Origin of the sequence: Pseudomonas sp. GGS8 (assembly GCF_024168645.1) — a bacterium.
In the GTDB taxonomy this organism is placed as follows: Bacteria; Pseudomonadota; Gammaproteobacteria; order Pseudomonadales; family Pseudomonadaceae; genus Aquipseudomonas.
In genome coordinates, this window is record NZ_JALJWF010000001.1 from 2842508 (window position 1) to 2857853 (window position 15346).

Annotated in this window: 16 protein-coding genes; 11 read left to right on the plus strand and 5 right to left on the minus strand. The window is 59.8% G+C overall.

The window, feature by feature from the left end:
• Position 1: 1 nt before the first annotated feature.
• Together fkpB and ispH are read left to right on the plus strand one after the other, a co-directional pair.
• The gene (fkpB, locus tag J3D54_RS12705; protein ID WP_253426597.1) at positions 2-439 is read left to right on the plus strand and encodes an FKBP-type peptidyl-prolyl cis-trans isomerase; all 438 of its coding nucleotides are present in this window, start codon (positions 2-4) and stop codon (positions 437-439) included.
• 235 nt (positions 440-674) lie between these two features.
• On the plus strand, positions 675-1622 hold the full coding sequence (gene ispH, locus J3D54_RS12710; protein WP_253418546.1) for a 4-hydroxy-3-methylbut-2-enyl diphosphate reductase: 948 nt from the start codon (positions 675-677) through the stop codon (positions 1620-1622).
• On the opposite strand, the gene J3D54_RS12715 is transcribed toward ispH, so the two are convergent.
• Complete coding sequence (locus J3D54_RS12715; RefSeq protein WP_253418549.1) at positions 1591-2148, minus strand: GspH/FimT family protein; 558 nt, start codon at positions 2146-2148, stop codon at positions 1591-1593. The two genes, ispH and J3D54_RS12715, sit on opposite strands and share 32 nt — an antisense overlap.
• 131 nt (positions 2149-2279) lie before the next feature.
• Between J3D54_RS12715 and J3D54_RS12720 the strand changes: the two genes are divergently transcribed.
• From J3D54_RS12720 to thiO, 7 genes are read left to right on the plus strand one after another with little or no spacing between them, the layout of a single operon-like run.
• The gene (locus J3D54_RS12720; protein ID WP_253418552.1) at positions 2280-2753 is read left to right on the plus strand and encodes a GspH/FimT family pseudopilin; all 474 of its coding nucleotides are present in this window, start codon (positions 2280-2282) and stop codon (positions 2751-2753) included.
• On the plus strand, positions 2750-3199 hold the full coding sequence (gene pilV, locus J3D54_RS12725) for a type IV pilus modification protein PilV (RefSeq protein ID WP_253418555.1): 450 nt from the start codon (positions 2750-2752) through the stop codon (positions 3197-3199). The genes J3D54_RS12720 and pilV overlap by 4 nt, the downstream gene beginning before the upstream one ends.
• Positions 3196-3909, plus strand: coding sequence for a PilW family protein (locus J3D54_RS12730; RefSeq protein ID WP_253418559.1), 714 nt, complete (start codon positions 3196-3198; stop codon positions 3907-3909). The genes pilV and J3D54_RS12730 overlap by 4 nt, the downstream gene beginning before the upstream one ends.
• An 11-nt stretch (positions 3910-3920) precedes the next feature.
• Complete coding sequence (locus J3D54_RS12735; protein WP_253418561.1) at positions 3921-4400, plus strand: PilX N-terminal domain-containing pilus assembly protein; 480 nt, start codon at positions 3921-3923, stop codon at positions 4398-4400.
• A complete protein-coding gene (locus J3D54_RS12740) occupies positions 4387-7509 on the plus strand; it encodes a pilus assembly protein (protein ID WP_253418564.1) in 3123 nt (1040 codons plus the stop codon). Before J3D54_RS12735 ends, J3D54_RS12740 begins: the two co-directional genes overlap by 14 nt.
• 13 nt (positions 7510-7522) lie before the next feature.
• Entirely contained in the window at positions 7523-7924 is a 402-nt protein-coding gene (locus J3D54_RS12745; RefSeq protein WP_253418565.1) for a type IV pilin protein, read from the plus strand.
• A 56-nt stretch (positions 7925-7980) separates the two neighbouring features.
• On the plus strand, positions 7981-9081 hold the full coding sequence (gene thiO, locus J3D54_RS12750; RefSeq protein ID WP_253418567.1) for a glycine oxidase ThiO: 1101 nt from the start codon (positions 7981-7983) through the stop codon (positions 9079-9081).
• Positions 9082-9127: 46 nt separating this feature from the next.
• On the opposite strand, the gene J3D54_RS12755 is transcribed toward thiO, so the two are convergent.
• From J3D54_RS12755 to J3D54_RS12770, 4 genes are all read right to left on the minus strand, one after another.
• Positions 9128-10474: a sigma-54 dependent transcriptional regulator gene (locus tag J3D54_RS12755; RefSeq protein ID WP_253418569.1), complete on the minus strand. Its 1347-nt coding sequence runs from the start codon at positions 10472-10474 to the stop codon at positions 9128-9130.
• A complete protein-coding gene (locus J3D54_RS12760; protein WP_253418571.1) occupies positions 10471-12060 on the minus strand; it encodes an ATP-binding protein in 1590 nt (529 codons plus the stop codon). The genes J3D54_RS12755 and J3D54_RS12760 overlap by 4 nt, the downstream gene beginning before the upstream one ends.
• Complete coding sequence (locus J3D54_RS12765) at positions 12050-12283, minus strand: PP0621 family protein (protein ID WP_007938406.1); 234 nt, start codon at positions 12281-12283, stop codon at positions 12050-12052. The genes J3D54_RS12760 and J3D54_RS12765 overlap by 11 nt, the downstream gene beginning before the upstream one ends.
• 136 nt (positions 12284-12419) lie before the next feature.
• On the minus strand, positions 12420-13436 hold the full coding sequence (locus J3D54_RS12770) for an outer membrane protein assembly factor BamD (RefSeq protein WP_253418574.1): 1017 nt from the start codon (positions 13434-13436) through the stop codon (positions 12420-12422).
• A 151-nt stretch (positions 13437-13587) separates the two neighbouring features.
• Between J3D54_RS12770 and rluD the strand changes: the two genes are divergently transcribed.
• Positions 13588-14550 carry a 23S rRNA pseudouridine(1911/1915/1917) synthase RluD gene (rluD, locus tag J3D54_RS12775; protein ID WP_007901932.1) on the plus strand — a complete coding sequence of 321 codons (963 nt, stop codon included), beginning with the start codon at positions 13588-13590 and terminating at the stop codon, positions 14548-14550.
• Positions 14547-15269, plus strand: coding sequence for a peptidoglycan editing factor PgeF (pgeF, locus tag J3D54_RS12780; RefSeq protein ID WP_253418577.1), 723 nt, complete (start codon positions 14547-14549; stop codon positions 15267-15269). Before rluD ends, pgeF begins: the two co-directional genes overlap by 4 nt.
• The last annotated feature ends 77 nt before the right edge of the window (positions 15270-15346 follow it).

The window sequence follows — 15346 nt, forward strand, 5'->3', positions numbered from 1 at the left end:
ATTGGCTGAACAACGTATCGGCCAGAACACGGAAGTCACCTTGCACTTTGCATTGCGCCTGGAGAATGGCGACACCGTCGACAGCACCTTCGACAAAGCCCCGGCGACCTTCAAGGTCGGCGACGGCAACCTGTTGCCAGGCTTCGAAGCCGCGCTGTTCGGCTTCAAGGCCGGCGATAAACGCAGCCTGTCCATCGAGCCGGAAAACGCCTTTGGCCAGCCTAACCCGCAAAACGTGCAGATCATCCCGCGTTCGCAGTTCCAGGACATGGATCTGTCGCCAGGATTGTTGGTGATCTTCAACGATGCCGCCAATACCGAGCTGCCAGGCGTAGTGAAGGAATTCGATGACGCGCAAGTGACCATCGACTTCAACCACCCGCTCGCCGGTAAAACCTTGACCTTTGACGTCGAGATCATCAACGTCAAAGCGCTGTAACGTTGTGGAAGCGAGCCTTTGTGGCGAGGGGGCTTGCCCCCGTTGGGGTGCGAAGCGCCCCTGAAACCAGCCACCGCTATCTTGAATGAGAAAGCGGTGACCGGTTTACGATTGCTGCGCAATCGAACGGGGCGATGCGGCGTTCCGACAAGCCCCCTCGCCACAGCAGGCTCGCTCCCACAGTTGGTTTTTCACTGTTTTCGCTATTTCTTGCGCGCAAGACACGAGGCACAGCATGCAAATCAAACTCGCCAACCCCCGTGGCTTCTGCGCCGGTGTGGACCGGGCAATCGAAATCGTCAACCGCGCCCTGGAAGTCTTCGGGCCGCCGATCTATGTGCGCCACGAAGTGGTCCACAATAAATTCGTCGTCGAAGACCTGCGCGCCCGCGGGGCGATCTTCGTCGAGGAACTGGATCAGGTGCCTGACGACGTGATCGTGATCTTCAGCGCCCACGGCGTTTCCCAGGCCGTGCGTACCGAAGCCACAGGCCGTGGTCTGAAGGTGTTCGACGCGACCTGCCCGCTGGTGACCAAGGTGCACATCGAAGTCGCCCGTTACAGCCGTGACGGTCGTGAATGCATCCTCATCGGTCATGCCGGCCACCCGGAAGTCGAAGGCACCATGGGCCAATACGATGGCAGCAATGGTGGCGCGATCTATCTGGTAGAAGACGAAAAAGATGTCGCCGCGTTGCAGGTGAACAACCCTGAAAAGCTGGCTTTCGTTACCCAGACCACGCTGTCCATGGACGATACCAGCCGCGTGATCGACGCCCTGCGTACACGTTTCCCGGCGATCGGTGGTCCGCGCAAGGACGACATCTGCTACGCCACGCAAAACCGTCAGGACGCCGTCAAGCAACTGGCGGACGAGTGTGATGTGGTGCTGGTAGTCGGCAGCCCGAACAGCTCCAACTCCAATCGTCTGCGTGAACTGGCCGAACGCATGGCCACCCCGGCCTATCTGATCGATGGCGCGGAAGACCTGCAAAAGAGCTGGTTCGACGGTGTCGAGCGTATTGGTATCACTGCCGGTGCCTCCGCTCCGGAAGTGCTGGTACGTGGCGTGATCCAGCAATTGCAGGCCTGGGGTGCCACGGGTGCCGATGAACTGGCCGGTCGCGAGGAGAACATCACCTTCTCCATGCCTAAAGAGCTGCGCGTGCGTTCGCTGCTGTAATACTTTTTGCTTTACGACACAGCGCCTGCTCAATCTTATGGTTGTCCAGGCGCACTCGACCACTTCGTGCCAGCACAATCTGGAGCCGGCTGACCGGCTCGCGAGCCGAACAAATATGTAGTGTCCCTGCCTGAAATGCCCGATCGGGCATCAGCGGTTGGCCCAGACTGCTGAAACGTACGAAGCGCCTGACCCACCAATTGCCGACAATCGGCGTCCGCGCATCACTCGCGCGCTCGACCAGTAGCGGATTGCTGCTGTCCTCTGGCCCTTTGCCGCTGATGTCCAGAATGATCCGCCAGCCCTGGCTCCAATCGCCGTTGATGCCATGAATGACCACGCTCTGGTTGCGGGTGATTGCCAGGGTTCTGGCGTGCCGGATCCCGCTGATCAGCGACTCGGCCGCCTGCTCCCGCTGATTTGATTCTGTCAGCGCTGCGAGTGCCGGGCTGACCAGTTGCAGAACAATCCCGACAATTGTCAGTCCCATGAGCAGTCCGATCAGGCTGAAACCTTGCTGACGCATGTCATCTCCCTCCCTGGAGTACTGCGGCCCGCGCGATCCTTGCGCGAGTAATGGCAAAACAACCGTACATTCGCCGGTCGAATGTTCTAGCGTGTAGAAGCAGGTATAGCCGACGGCAACGGAGGGCATCGATGGATCATCGTACAAAAGGTTTCACGCTGATCGAGCTGCTGGTCACGCTCGCGGTGTTTCTGATCCTGATCACCCTGGCCGTGCCAGCGTTTACCCGCTCGGTGCAAAGCAACAAGGCCGACACCGAGGTCGGCGACTTGCAACGGGCACTCACTTACGCGCGGCTCGAGGCGATTGATCGGGGCTTCACCACCCGGGTTCGTCCGACGGCCGGCGGCAGTGTCTGGACCGGCGAGCTGAGCGTTTATGACGGCACTGGCAATCCGGCCAATGTATTGCGGGTTGTTCCAGCGATGAGCAGCGGAGCAACTCTGACGCTAACCTCAGGAGTGACCGCGATTGATTTCAACAATCTCGGCGGTTTGGCGGCACCGTCCACGGCGGTGGTGATCAGTTATGTACTGGGGGCGCAAAGCAGGACGCTGAATGTGTGTTTGAACGGACGAATTCTATTGGGTGGAAGTTGCGGATGAGGGGTTGGAGCAAGCGTGCACAGGAGGGCATGACGCTGATCGAGGTATTGGTCGCGTTGTTGGTGCTGGCTGTGGGTCTGTTGGGCGCGGCGGCGATTCAGCTCAATGCGCTGAAGTACACCGACAGCTCGCGAATGACCAGCCAGGCGAGTTTTATCGCCTACGACATGATGGACCGCATTCGCGCCAACTCCGGCGCCGATTACACCGTCACGCCACCGACCTCGGGCAACCTGAGCGTGGCCCGGGATCAGGACCTCTACGACTTCACCACCAATATCGTCAATTTCGGCGGCGCCACGGCCACCGGCAGCATCGTCCGCAACCAGCGGGTGTACACCATCACCATTACCTGGGACGACTCGCGGGCCGCCAACACCGTCGATTCACGCCGCAGTTTCGTCCTCAGCAGTCGTGCCACCGTTGATCCGGTGACGACACCATGACCAGAGCCAGCAAAGGTTTTGGCCTGATCGAATTGCTGATCGCCCTGGCCTTGAGCCTGATCGTGGTTCTGGGCGTGGCGCAGATTTTCATCGCTGCCAAGAACACCTATGTCAGTCAGAGCACTGCCGCTGGCATGCAGGAAGATGCACGGTTCGTCCTGAGCAAGATGATTCAGGAAATCCGCATGGTCGGCATGTTCGGTTGCCTGGGTACGATTACCGATGCCAGCTCGGCTGGGGATTTCAATGCCAGCCGGCTCACACCGATCAGTTGGGACAATGCCACCCTCAAATTGACCCTGGTCACGGCAGATGTCGGCGGCAGTGGCGGGGTGCCGACCTGGACCGTGCTTTCCGATTGCCGCAACGCGGCGACGGCCTACACCGGTTTACGCACGCCGACGTCGGGGCAGTTGGCGTTTCCGGTCCGACGGCTGATCTACAGCTTCAGCAACAACCAACTGCTGATGGGCACTGGCAGCGGCACACCGACTCAGGCGGTGCTTATCAATAATGTCAGTGCCTTCGGCGTGAGCTTCGGCCTCGCCAGTTCGGCCACGGATACGTCCGCCTCCACCTACAGCAGCAATCCGTCCGATCCGGCGCGAATCCGCAGTGTGCGGCTGACGCTGACCCTCACCGATCCGAACAACCGGGTACGCAATCAAACCTTCAACGTGGTTGCCGCCTTGCGCAACCGGTTGCCATGAGGGACGGGCCGATGAATCGTGCGCCCATGATCTCTCACGCCCAGCGCGGCATGGCGCTGTTGGTCAGCCTGGTGTTTCTCCTGGTGCTGACGTTGATCGGTCTCTCGTCGATGCAGAGCGCCACGTTGCAGGAGAAAATGACCAGCAGCGTAATCCTGCGCAACCAATCGTTCCAGGGCGCGGAAGCGGCGTTGCGCGTCGGCGAAAGCGCGGTGCAACTGAACGCCTACTCATTGCCGGTCTGCAGTGGCACCAGCCAGTGCGCGCCGCCGGCCGAGGCGTCGGTCATCACCGCCGCCGGGTTCAACTCCACCTCGGGGGTGACCTGGATCGCCTCCGGTAGCGGCTTTTACGGAGTGCAGAACATCGGCACTACCCTGACAGCCGTGAACGTGCCTAGCAGCATGTCGGCAACACTTTACCGGGTGACCGCCGTGGGCATCGTGGGCAACTCGCGCAGTGTGGTGGAGAGTATCTATGCGAAGTACTGAGGCCCGCACAGGTTGGCGCCGTTGGTTGTTGCAGCTGTTCTGCGGCGCGGCCTTGAGCCTTTATCTGGCCGCGCCGACCTACGCCTTCACGCCCTCGGATTCGCCGCTGTTGAGCGCCGCCGCCGTGTCTCCCAATGTGATGCTGTTGCTCGATGACTCGGGGAGTATGAACAACATTATCTGGGCGGCCGGCTTCGACCCGACGGTCGCACGCACCCCGGTGACGATTTGCCTCTCCAATGGTTCGTGCAACAAAGGCCGGGACTTGGACATGACAGATGGCAATATTCCCTTGTCGAGTTTGACTCATGGAACATGCTCAAAGGCCGGATGGTACGGTTTTTATAAAAACAGCTCTTCCGGTCTGGAGTCGCTTTGCCTCAAGCTTCCCGATCCGGTGGGGAGCGAAGACACTCTTTATACGGCGAATTACCTGTCGTATCTGATAAGCCTGGCCAACAACTCCGATCGGGACTTCACCGACGGCTCGATCCCCAACGATTACCGGATGAACGTGGCGCGCAACGTTTCCAAGACGTTGGTGGCCAGTAACCGTTCGCTGCGCATCGGCCTGTCCACGTTCAACCTGGCAGTTGGCAACCATAAGAATGACGGCGGTTACATCGCCCGCTCGATCAGCGATTTGTTGTCGGTCAGCGGCACTGTGACCCAGGCTCAGGCCGATACCAATTACAACGCATTGCTCGCCGGGATCGATGACCTGAGTGCGGAGGCCAATGCGCCGCTGGCTGAAGCCTATTACGAGATCACCCGCTATTTCCGTGGCATGGCGCCATACAACAACTCGACGCCCGACACCTATACCAGTCCGATTCAGTATCGCTGCCAGAGAAATTACGGCGTGGTAATCACCAGTGGTCTGCCGACCTTCGACCATACTTTTCCGACCGACGATCCGTTGGGTGGCAACCGGTTACCGAACTGGGACGGGATCAGCAGTAACGATGGTACCGACCCCTTAGGCGATGATGAGGGCGACACCCTGTACCTGGATGACATTGCAAAGTTCGCCTTCGACATCGACATGCGCTCCACGGGAACCGATGCCACTGGCAAAAGCTGGAACGCCCTGGATTTTCCCAGGCAGTACATGAACACCTATACCGTGGGTTTTACCGCTGCAAATCAGATGTTGGTGGATGCCGCGAGCTATGGGCAGGGCAAGTATTACCAGGCGACCGACAGTGCGGGGCTTAACAATGCACTGTCTGCCGCCCTGAGCGACATCACTTCCAAGGCCGGCTCAGGTGGCAGTGGCGTGGCCAGCGGCACGACCCTGACCAGCGACTCGAGCTATTTCCAGACCAGTTACGATCCCAAGGACTGGCGGGGTACGATCAAGTCCTTCGGCTTCACATCGGCGGGCGCGGTTAACACCGCCGCCGTGCTGTGGACGACCGACACCACCATCGTGCCCGGTGCCACCGCGCCGACCTACCAGTCCTGGAACACCCAGACCAACGCCGCGGTTACCCTGGCCTACAGCAATTTCTCTGCGGCGCAGCAGACCGCGCTCAACCAGGGGCTGCCCACTGGCATCAACGGCAACGATTTGGTGGAGTGGAGTAAGGGCATCAACAAAACCGGGTTGAAAGTGCGTAGCGTATTACTCGGCGACATCATCAATTCGCCACTCGTGCTAGCCGCACCCACGGACAAAACCGCGTCCGATCTGGTGGCAGACACCAGCTATAGCACCTACCTGACCACCAAAGCCGCCAACATGAATGCCAGCCTGGTGGTGAATGCCAACGACGGGTTTGTAAACGTCATCAACTCGGCCAACGGTGTCAGACGTTATGCCTACATGCCCTCCAGCGTGCTGCCATCGCTGAACGACATCGCTGACCCCACTTACATCAACGGTGTGAGCCACAAGTTTCTGGTCGACGGCCAGGTCGGCGTGTTCGATACCCAGCTCAACGGCGCGTGGAAAACCTTGGCGATTGGCGGAACGGGGGCGGGTGGCAAAACCTTCTATGCGCTGCAATTGTTCGACGCATCGGCCGGTAATGAGACTAAGGCGCTGTGGGAAATCAGTGCACCGGCCACGGCCAACACGGCGAACGTTTTCAATGATCTGGGTTATGCCTACGCGCGTCCCGAGGTGGCACGCTTGGCCGATGGTCGCTGGGCCGCGTTTATCTCCAATGGTTATGGCAGCAACTCCGGGGTGGCAGCGTTGTATGTGGTGGATATTCGCGACGGCTCGCTGATCAAGAAAATCGTGGTCGACAGTACCGAAACCACCAACGGCCTGTCCTCGGTGAAGCTCAGGGTCAACTCCCAGAATGTGGTGCAGGCTGCCTATGGGGGCGATCTGAAAGGGCGGTTGTGGAAGTTCGATTTGAGTGGCACCACCGCTGACACCTGGGGCGTGGCGTTTTCCGGCAAACCGTTGTTCACCACCGCAGGCGGCGCGACCCAGCCGATTACTGCGCAACCATTGCTGGCCGATCATGCGTCGGGTGGCAAGGAAGTGTTTTTCGGCACCGGCAAATTCAATGAGGTCGCCGACAAGACCAACAAGGATCTACAGGCGTTCTACGCGGTATGGGATGCCGAGGGGGGCGCGGGGCAAATAACCGTTTCCAGTTTGCAGGCGCAGGCAGTGACCGGCGTGTTTTCTGGCAGCACCGGGCAATTCATTACCACCAGCCAGAACGAGGTGACCTACCCGGCCGAGAAAGGCTGGTACTTACCCCTGGTGTACAACAGTGTGCTGACGGGGGAGCGGGTGATCAATCAGGCCAGGCTGGTGTCGGAGCGAATCGTTTTTACCACGCTCAGTGTGGATACCGCGGACCCCTGTGCCAGCTTCGGTGCCGGCAAACTGGTCGAACTCGATGCGTTCAGCGGTAAGATGCTCAATTACGCAGTAATCGACACCAATGCCGACGGGGTGGTCGACGGCAACGACACGATTTCCAGCGGGGTGATCTTCACCGGTGGTATCCCGACCCTGAACGCAGTGGTCAATGACGCAACCCGCAAGATTGTGAACGACTCCGGTGGTGGCGTGACCACGCTGGTGGAAAAATCCGGTGGCGGCAGCGGCCGTCGCATCATGTGGCGACAAATACAGTAAGTGAGAGTGAGGCATGCGCAGATCCAACCGAGGTTTTACCCTGATCGAAATCATGATCGTGATCGCGATCATCGGGATCGTCATCACCATTGGTTACCCGAGCCTTACCGAGTACGTAAAAAAGGGCCGTCGCACTGAAGTGGCCGGGTTGCTTTCCGAGCAGGCGCAGATCCTCGAGCGTTTCTATTCGAAGAATAATGTCTACACCAATGCCACCGGTCTGAGCACCGGCAATGACTTCTACACCATCACCCCGACCCTGACCGACCAGACCTTCCTGCTGACGGCAACACGCAAGGCCGGTTCGACCATGGCGAGCGACAAGTGCGGTGATTTCACCCTCACCAATACCGGTGTCAGAAGCATGGTCAATGCCGCGTCCGGCCTGGCCACAAAGGATTGCTGGGGGCGCTGAGTTCCTTTTTCGGGCGCCTTTTGCGCCCTCTGTCTATTGAACGGTTGGATCAGAACATGAGCAGTCAACAGCAAGTTGTGATTGTCGGTGGCGGGGTGATTGGCCTGCTGACGGCATTCAATCTCGCGTCCGAAGTGCAGAGCGTGGTGCTGCTGGACCGCTCGAACGTCGGTCAGGAATCCTCCTGGGCCGGTGGCGGGATCGTTTCGCCGCTCTACCCGTGGCGCTACAGCCCGGCGGTCACTGCACTGGCTCATTGGTCCCAAGATTTTTATCCACAGCTGGCTCAGCGTTTGTTCGCTGCCACCGGTGTCGATCCTGAAGTGCACACCACGGGATTGTACTGGCTGGACCTGGATGACGAGGCCGAAGCACTCGCCTGGGCCGAACGGGAGAATCGTCCGTTACGGGCTGTGGATATCTCGGCGGCGCACGATGCGGTGCCGGTATTGGGCGCCGGTTTTTCGCGGGCGATCTACATGGCTGATGTGGCCAATGTGCGTAATCCACGGCTGGTGAAATCCCTCAAGGCCGCCTTGCTGGCGCTGCCGAACGTGACCATTCATGAGCAATGTGAGGTCAGCGAATTTATCCGGGAAGGTTCTGTGGTGGTCGGGGTACAGACCTCGCTGGGGGCCATTCGGGGTGATGAGGTGGTTTTGACGGCGGGGGCCTGGAGCGGTGACTTGTTGAAAAAACTGGACTTGGAGCTGCCGGTCGAGCCGGTCAAGGGCCAGATGATTCTCTACAAGTGCGCAGCGGACTTCCTTCCGAGCATGGTCCTGGCCAAGGGGCGTTATGCCATCCCCCGGCGCGACGGGCACATTCTGATCGGCAGTACGCTGGAGCATGAGGGCTTCGACAAGACGCCAACCGACACGGCGCTGGAAAGCCTGAAGGCATCGGCGGTGGAGTTGATTCCGGCGTTGGCGGATGCCGAGGTGGTGGGGCATTGGGCGGGGTTGCGGCCTGGGTCGCCCGAAGGGATCCCTTATATCGGTCGGGTGCCGGGATATGACGGGCTCTGGCTCAACTGCGGGCATTACCGTAACGGGCTGGTACTGGCGCCGGCGTCGTGTCAGTTATTTGCCGATGTGATGTTGGGTAGGGCGCCGATTATCGACCCTGCGCCGTATGCGCCAGTCGGACGTATATGAGCGCACATTCTTTGTCGTTGATCAGATCGCCCTCGCGGGCAAGCCTTCAATCCAAACCCAATTTCTTCAGCCTGTAACGCATCGACCGAAACGACAGATTCAAGCGCTGAGCCGCTGCCGTGCGGTTCCAGCGGGTTTCTTCCAGGGCCTGGAGGATGAGTTTGCGTTCGACGTTTTCCAGATAGGCTTCCAGGTTGTCGATTTGCGTCAAGTCCGGCACGCCGCTGTCCGGGTTGCAGTTGCCTTCGGCCAGACGCAGATCGCTGGTTTCAATCTGTTTGTTTTCACACAAGGTGTGGGCTCGCTCAAGCATGTTCTCCAATTCCCGCACATTTCCTGGAAAACGATAGTTTTTCAGCGCTTCCAGGGCTTGCGGGTGGAGTTTTGCGGCGGGTTGGCCAGTGGCGGCCGCCAGTCGCTTGAGCATATTGTTGGCCAGAAGCTCAATGTCGTCGCGGCGTTCGCGCAAGGGCGGCACTCGCAGCTCGATCACGTTCAGGCGGTAGTACAAGTCCTGACGAAAGCGTTCGGCGGCGACTTCGGCATTGAGGTCTTTGTGGGTGGCGCAGAGGATGCGTACATCAACCACGGTTTCTTGCTGGCCACCGATGCTGCGAACGGCTTTCTCCTGTATCGCTCGCAGCAGTTTGACTTGCATCGCCAGCGGCAGGTCAGCCACTTCGTCGAGAAACAAAGTGCCGCCATGGGCGGCCTGGAACAACCCGGGTTTGTCTTCGATGGCGCCGCTGAAACTGCCTTTGCGATGGCCGAAAAACTCGCTTTCCATCAATTCCGACGGGATTGCCCCACAGTTCACCGGGACGAACGGTCGGTTGGAGCGCGGGCCTTGGTCATGGATCAGTCGAGCGACCAGTTCCTTGCCGCTGCCGGACTCGCCGCTGATGTATACCGGGGCCTGGCTGCGGGCCAGTTTGTCGATTTGTTTGCGCAGGCTGCGCATTGGCAGTGAGTCGCCCAGCAGCCGACGGTCGATGGCGCAGTTCGTGCCGCCTGGCGCTGGCAAACTCAGGGCGCTGATGACCAGTTCGCGCAGGCGGGTGAGGTCGACCGGTTTGGTCAGGAAGTCGAAAGCGCCGGCCTTGAGGGCATTAATAGCGGTCTCCAGGCTGCCGTAGGCGGTGATCATCGCCACTGGCACTTGCGCATAGCGTTGCTGGATGTGTTGTACCAGCGCCAGACCGGTGCCGTCAGGCAGGCGCATGTCGGTCAGGCACAGGTCGAACGTATCCCGTGCCAGTAGCGCCTGCGCTTCTGCGAGGTTGCGTGCGCTGAAGGTGTCGAGTTTCATCCGTCCCAGGGTGATTTCCAGGAGTTCGCGGATATCCGGCTCGTCGTCGACGATCAGGATTTTTTGCCGTGGGCTCGTGTTCAACTTTGTTTCCGTCCGTGAGCAAAGGTGATGCGAAAGCAGCCGCCGCCTTGGCGTGGTTTGAAGTCTAGGCGGGCTTGATTGCTTTCGCACAGCTCACGGGACAGATAAAGCCCCAGGCCAGTACCCTGGCTGCTGGTGGTGAAGAACGGTTCGAACAAGTGCGTGCGCTGGTCCGACTCGACGCCGGGGCCATCATCGAGGACTTCCAGGGTCGGCAACTGGCTGTCCGGGTCGACAAACAACTCAAGCCAGGCCTGCGTCTGATCATGTTTCAGGGCGCTATGGCGCCAGGCGTTGCGCAACAGGTTATCGAGAATCTGGGTCAGCTGATTCGGATCCATCAGGGTTTTGAAGTCTCCCAAGCCGATGCGCAGGTGAATCTGCTGACGTTCGTTCGACCCCTCGCGGGTTTCGGCGACGAAATGCTCCAGCCACGGCTTCAAATCCAGCCGTTGCGGCACGGTTTGCTGACGACGGGACAATTGCAGGACGTTTTCGATTACCCGATTCATGCGCTGAGAGTGGTCTTGAATAATCTGCGTCAGACGCCGGTCCGCACCGTTCAGTTCCTCGGATTCCTGCAGTAACTGCGCGGCATGACTAATGGCGCCCAGTGGATTGCGGATCTCATGGGCAATCCCGGCGGTCAGGCGACCGAGGGCGGCAAGTTTCAGTTGTTGGGCCTGTTGGGCGATTTGGGCAAGGTCTTCGAGAAAAACCAGCGTCTGGTGGTGCGGGCTTTGGTCCAGGGCAATGAAGCTTGGTTGCAGCTCGAGGCCGTTGTTGGTGATCTTCAGGCTTTGCGGGCGCAGTGTTGGATTGTTGAGCCATAGTTGGAGTCGATCGACCAACGGTATCGAGTAATCGTCGATCAACTGGCCGTCCAGTTTTTCCTGCCCCAGCAAGGTCAAGGCGCTGTGATTGGCCAGCTGCACCCGCCGCTGGTCGTCGAGCACCAGAATGCCCGTGCGCATGCGTTGCAGGATCAAGGCGTTGAGCGCTTCCAGACTGAGTACTTCACTGGCTCGCTGTTCGGCCAGGGTTTCGCTGACCTCCAGTCGTCGGGTCAAGCCCTGCACCAGCAGTGCCGCGGCAAAACACAGGGCGCCAAGGGTGCCGATTTGCAGGTAATCACTGGGGCTGACGGGGTGGTTGAAGCTCAGGATGAAGCTCAAACCCACGATGCCAAGGGCTCCGACCGCTGCGATCAGCAGACCGATACGCCCGCGCAGCAAAGTATTGCTGATGGCCACTGAGACGATCAGCAAATTGCCGATGGCGCTGGCCATGCCGCCTGCGGCGTAGAACAGGCCGCACAGCAGCAGGACATCGACCAGCGCCAGGCTGAACAGCTGTGCGGGGCGCCGGGTGTTCCCCAGAAAGACCACTAGCAGGATATTCAGCACCAGGTACAACCAACTGCCGTTGCGCAGCAGGTCGTCATTGGCGAACTTCAGCAACTGGTTGTCCATGTTGCTGGAGATCAACAGCACCAGGGTGATGCCGACGCTTAAGCGGTAGAGATGATAGAGGCGCAGCAGTCGCTGGGCCTGTTTGTTGCCGGGACTGGGCGTCTCAGCGATCACTGGAGCCCGGGCCTTGCTCAAGGTGAGCCTGGCTGCAATACCACTGTTGTTCGAGTTTCAGCGCGCGGTCGCGGGGCAGGTGTACGCCGCAATGGGCACAGCGAACCATGGGCGGAGCATCTTGCTCGCGCGGCATATTGGCGACCGACGTCGGCCCCTTGAACTTGCGCCAGAACCATACGGCAGCGGCAATCAGGGCGATCCAGAACAATAGACGAAGCATGGTGAGCTGCTTTTTGATTAATGAATTGGCAGTTTAGCCAAGGACGGGTCAAGCGCACAGCGCAATACGCTCACCCTAAAGTCCGGCAATAAAAAAGGCGCCTCGAAAGGCGCCTTCCCGGTACAACATCCCAGCGTCAGTCGAACAGGCCGAAGGTCATGTGACTGAACCAGGAACGGTCGGTGTTGCTGGACTCGGATTCCGGTGCTTCGATCACATCGCCGTTTTCATCTTTAGGCTTGAGCTCGTTCGGAATCGCGTCCTTGGCATCCTGGAATTGCTTCTGCACGTCCTGGTTGGCGCGGGTTTCGCCCGGTGGCAGCGGCGGACGGGATTCGATCAGGCCCAGGGTGGCCTTGCTCAACCACGAACGGTTGTCGGCTTCGGCTACCGACGGCACGAACTGACCGTCCACCAGGCTCGGGTGGTTCGGGTAGTTGAGTTTCAGGGTTTCGAGGCTGGTCGCGGCCAGTTCGTCCAGATGCAGACGCTGGTAGGCTTCGGTCATCACCGCCAGGCCGTCACCGACCGATGGGGTTTCCTGGAAGTTTTCCACTACATAACGGCCACGGTTGGCGGCGGCAACGTAGGCCTGACGGGTCAGGTAATAGTCGGCAACGTGGATTTCGTAGGCCGCCAGCAGGTTGCGCAGGTAAATCATGCGCTGCTTGGCGTCCGGCGCGTAGCGGCTGTTCGGGTAGCGGCTGGTCAGTTGGGCGAACTCGTTATAGGAGTCGCGGGCGGCACCCGGGTCACGCTTGGTCATGTCCAGCGGCAGGAAGCGCGCCAGCAGGCCGACGTCCTGGTCAAAAGAGGTCAGACCCTTGAGGTAGTAGGCGTAATCGACGTTCGGGTGCTGAGGGTGCAGACGAATGAATCGCTCGGCGGCGGATTTCGCAGCCTCAGGCTCGGAGTTCTTGTAGTTGGCGTAGATGAGCTCGAGTTGAGCCTGATCGGCATAGCGACCGAACGGATAACGCGACTCCAGGGCCTTCAGCTTGGCTGTGGCGCTGGTGTAGCTATTGTTGTCCAGATCGTGCTGAGCCTGCTGGTACAGCTCGACTTCGCTCAGGTTTTCGTCTACGACTTCCTTCGATGAGCAAGCAGCGGTCAATGCGAGGATGGCGATCAGCAGCAGGTGTTTCACTTGCATGGCGGCTTGCGTCCCTATGACGGCCGCTGTCTTGGGCGGGGCCGTCCTGTTATGATGAGTGCCCCGTTGAAAAGCCTCGGGGCAAAAGACGCCGTATTTAACCACAAGCGCGCAGCCGAAACCAAAGGCTGTGCCGACGCCTAGTCTGAGCATGTCCGATAAAATTGAACTTCGCGCAGAGGTGCCGTCCGAATTGGGCGGCCAACGCCTCGATCAAGTCGCCGCACAATTATTCGCTGAGCACTCGCGCTCGCGCCTTTCCGCCTGGATCAAAGACGGCCGCCTGACTGTGGATGGGGCGGTTATCCGCCCGCGAGACATCGTCCACGGTGGCGCCATTCTTGAGCTGACTGCCGAGCAGGAAGCTCAGGGCGAATGGATCGCTCAAGACATCGAGCTGGACATCGTCTATGAAGACGACGACATCCTGGTGATCAACAAGCCTGCGGGCCTGGTGGTGCATCCGGCCGCCGGTCACGCCGACGGCACCTTGCTCAATGCCTTGCTGCACCATGTGCCGGACATCATCAATGTGCCCCGCGCCGGTATCGTGCATCGCCTGGACAAGGACACCACCGGTCTGATGGTGGTGGCCAAGACCATTCAGGCGCAGACACAGCTGGTCACGCAATTGCAGAGCCGCAGTGTCAGCCGGATCTACGAGTGCATCGTGATTGGTGTGGTGACAGCCGGTGGCAAGATCAACGCACCGATCGGTCGTCACGGCCAGCAACGCCAGCGCATGGCGGTGATGGAAGGTGGCAAGCAAGCCGTCAGCCACTACCGCGTGCTCGAGCGTTTCCGCTCCCACACTCACGTGCGGGTGAAGCTGGAAACCGGTCGTACGCACCAGATTCGTGTGCACATGGCGCACATCAACTACCCGTTGGTCGGAGATCCTGCCTACGGTGGTCGTTTCCGTATTCCGCCGGCCGCCAGCGTGACCATGGTCGAATCCCTGAAGAATTTCCCGCGTCAGGCGTTGCATGCGCGGTTCCTGGAGCTGGATCATCCGACCACCGGTAAACGCATGAGCTGGGAATCGCCACTGCCGGATGACTTCGTCTGGTTGTTGTCGCTGCTCAAGCAAGACCGCGAGGCGTTCATCGGATGACCTGGCTGACGCCTGACTGGCCTGCACCGGCCAGCGTCAAAGCCTGCGTCACCACCCGTGCGGGCGGCGTCAGTCTGGCGCCGTTCGACAGCTTCAACCTGGGCGATCATGTCGACGACAGCCCTGAAGCCGTCGCCGAAAACCGCCGTCGCCTCACCGATCACTTCTTGATTCAACCGGCCTGGTTGCAACAGGTTCACGGCATTGCCGTGGCCGATGCCGACCCAAGCCAGGTTGCCACCGCTGACGCCAGTTGGACGGCAACGCCCGGTATCGCCTGCACGGTGATGACCGCCGATTGCCTGCCGGCGCTGTTCTGCGATCGTGCCGGCACCCGCGTTGCCGCTGCCCATGCCGGTTGGCGTGGATTGGCGGCGGGCGTGCTGGAAGCGACCCACGACAGTCTGGCCGTGCCGCCTGAAGACGTATTGGTCTGGCTTGGTCCGGCTATTGGTCCGCAAGCCTTCGAAGTCGGCCCCGAAGTGCGCGAAGCCTTCATCCAGCAACTGCCTGAAACCGCTAACGCCTTTGTGCTGAGCCACAACGCTGGCAAATTCATGGCTGACATCTATGAACTGGCGCGTTTGCGTCTGGCCGCTCGCGGTGTCACGGCTGTTTATGGTGGTGGCTACTGCACAGTGACCGATCCACGTTTCTTTTCTTACCGCCGCAGCCCTCGCACCGGCCGGTTTGCCTCCCTGGTCTGGCTCGACCGTTAGACTCGAACGCTAGACTTCTCTGATCTGCATCAACTCCACGACGCTTGAATCTCCCAGAATCGACCACATCTATAGCG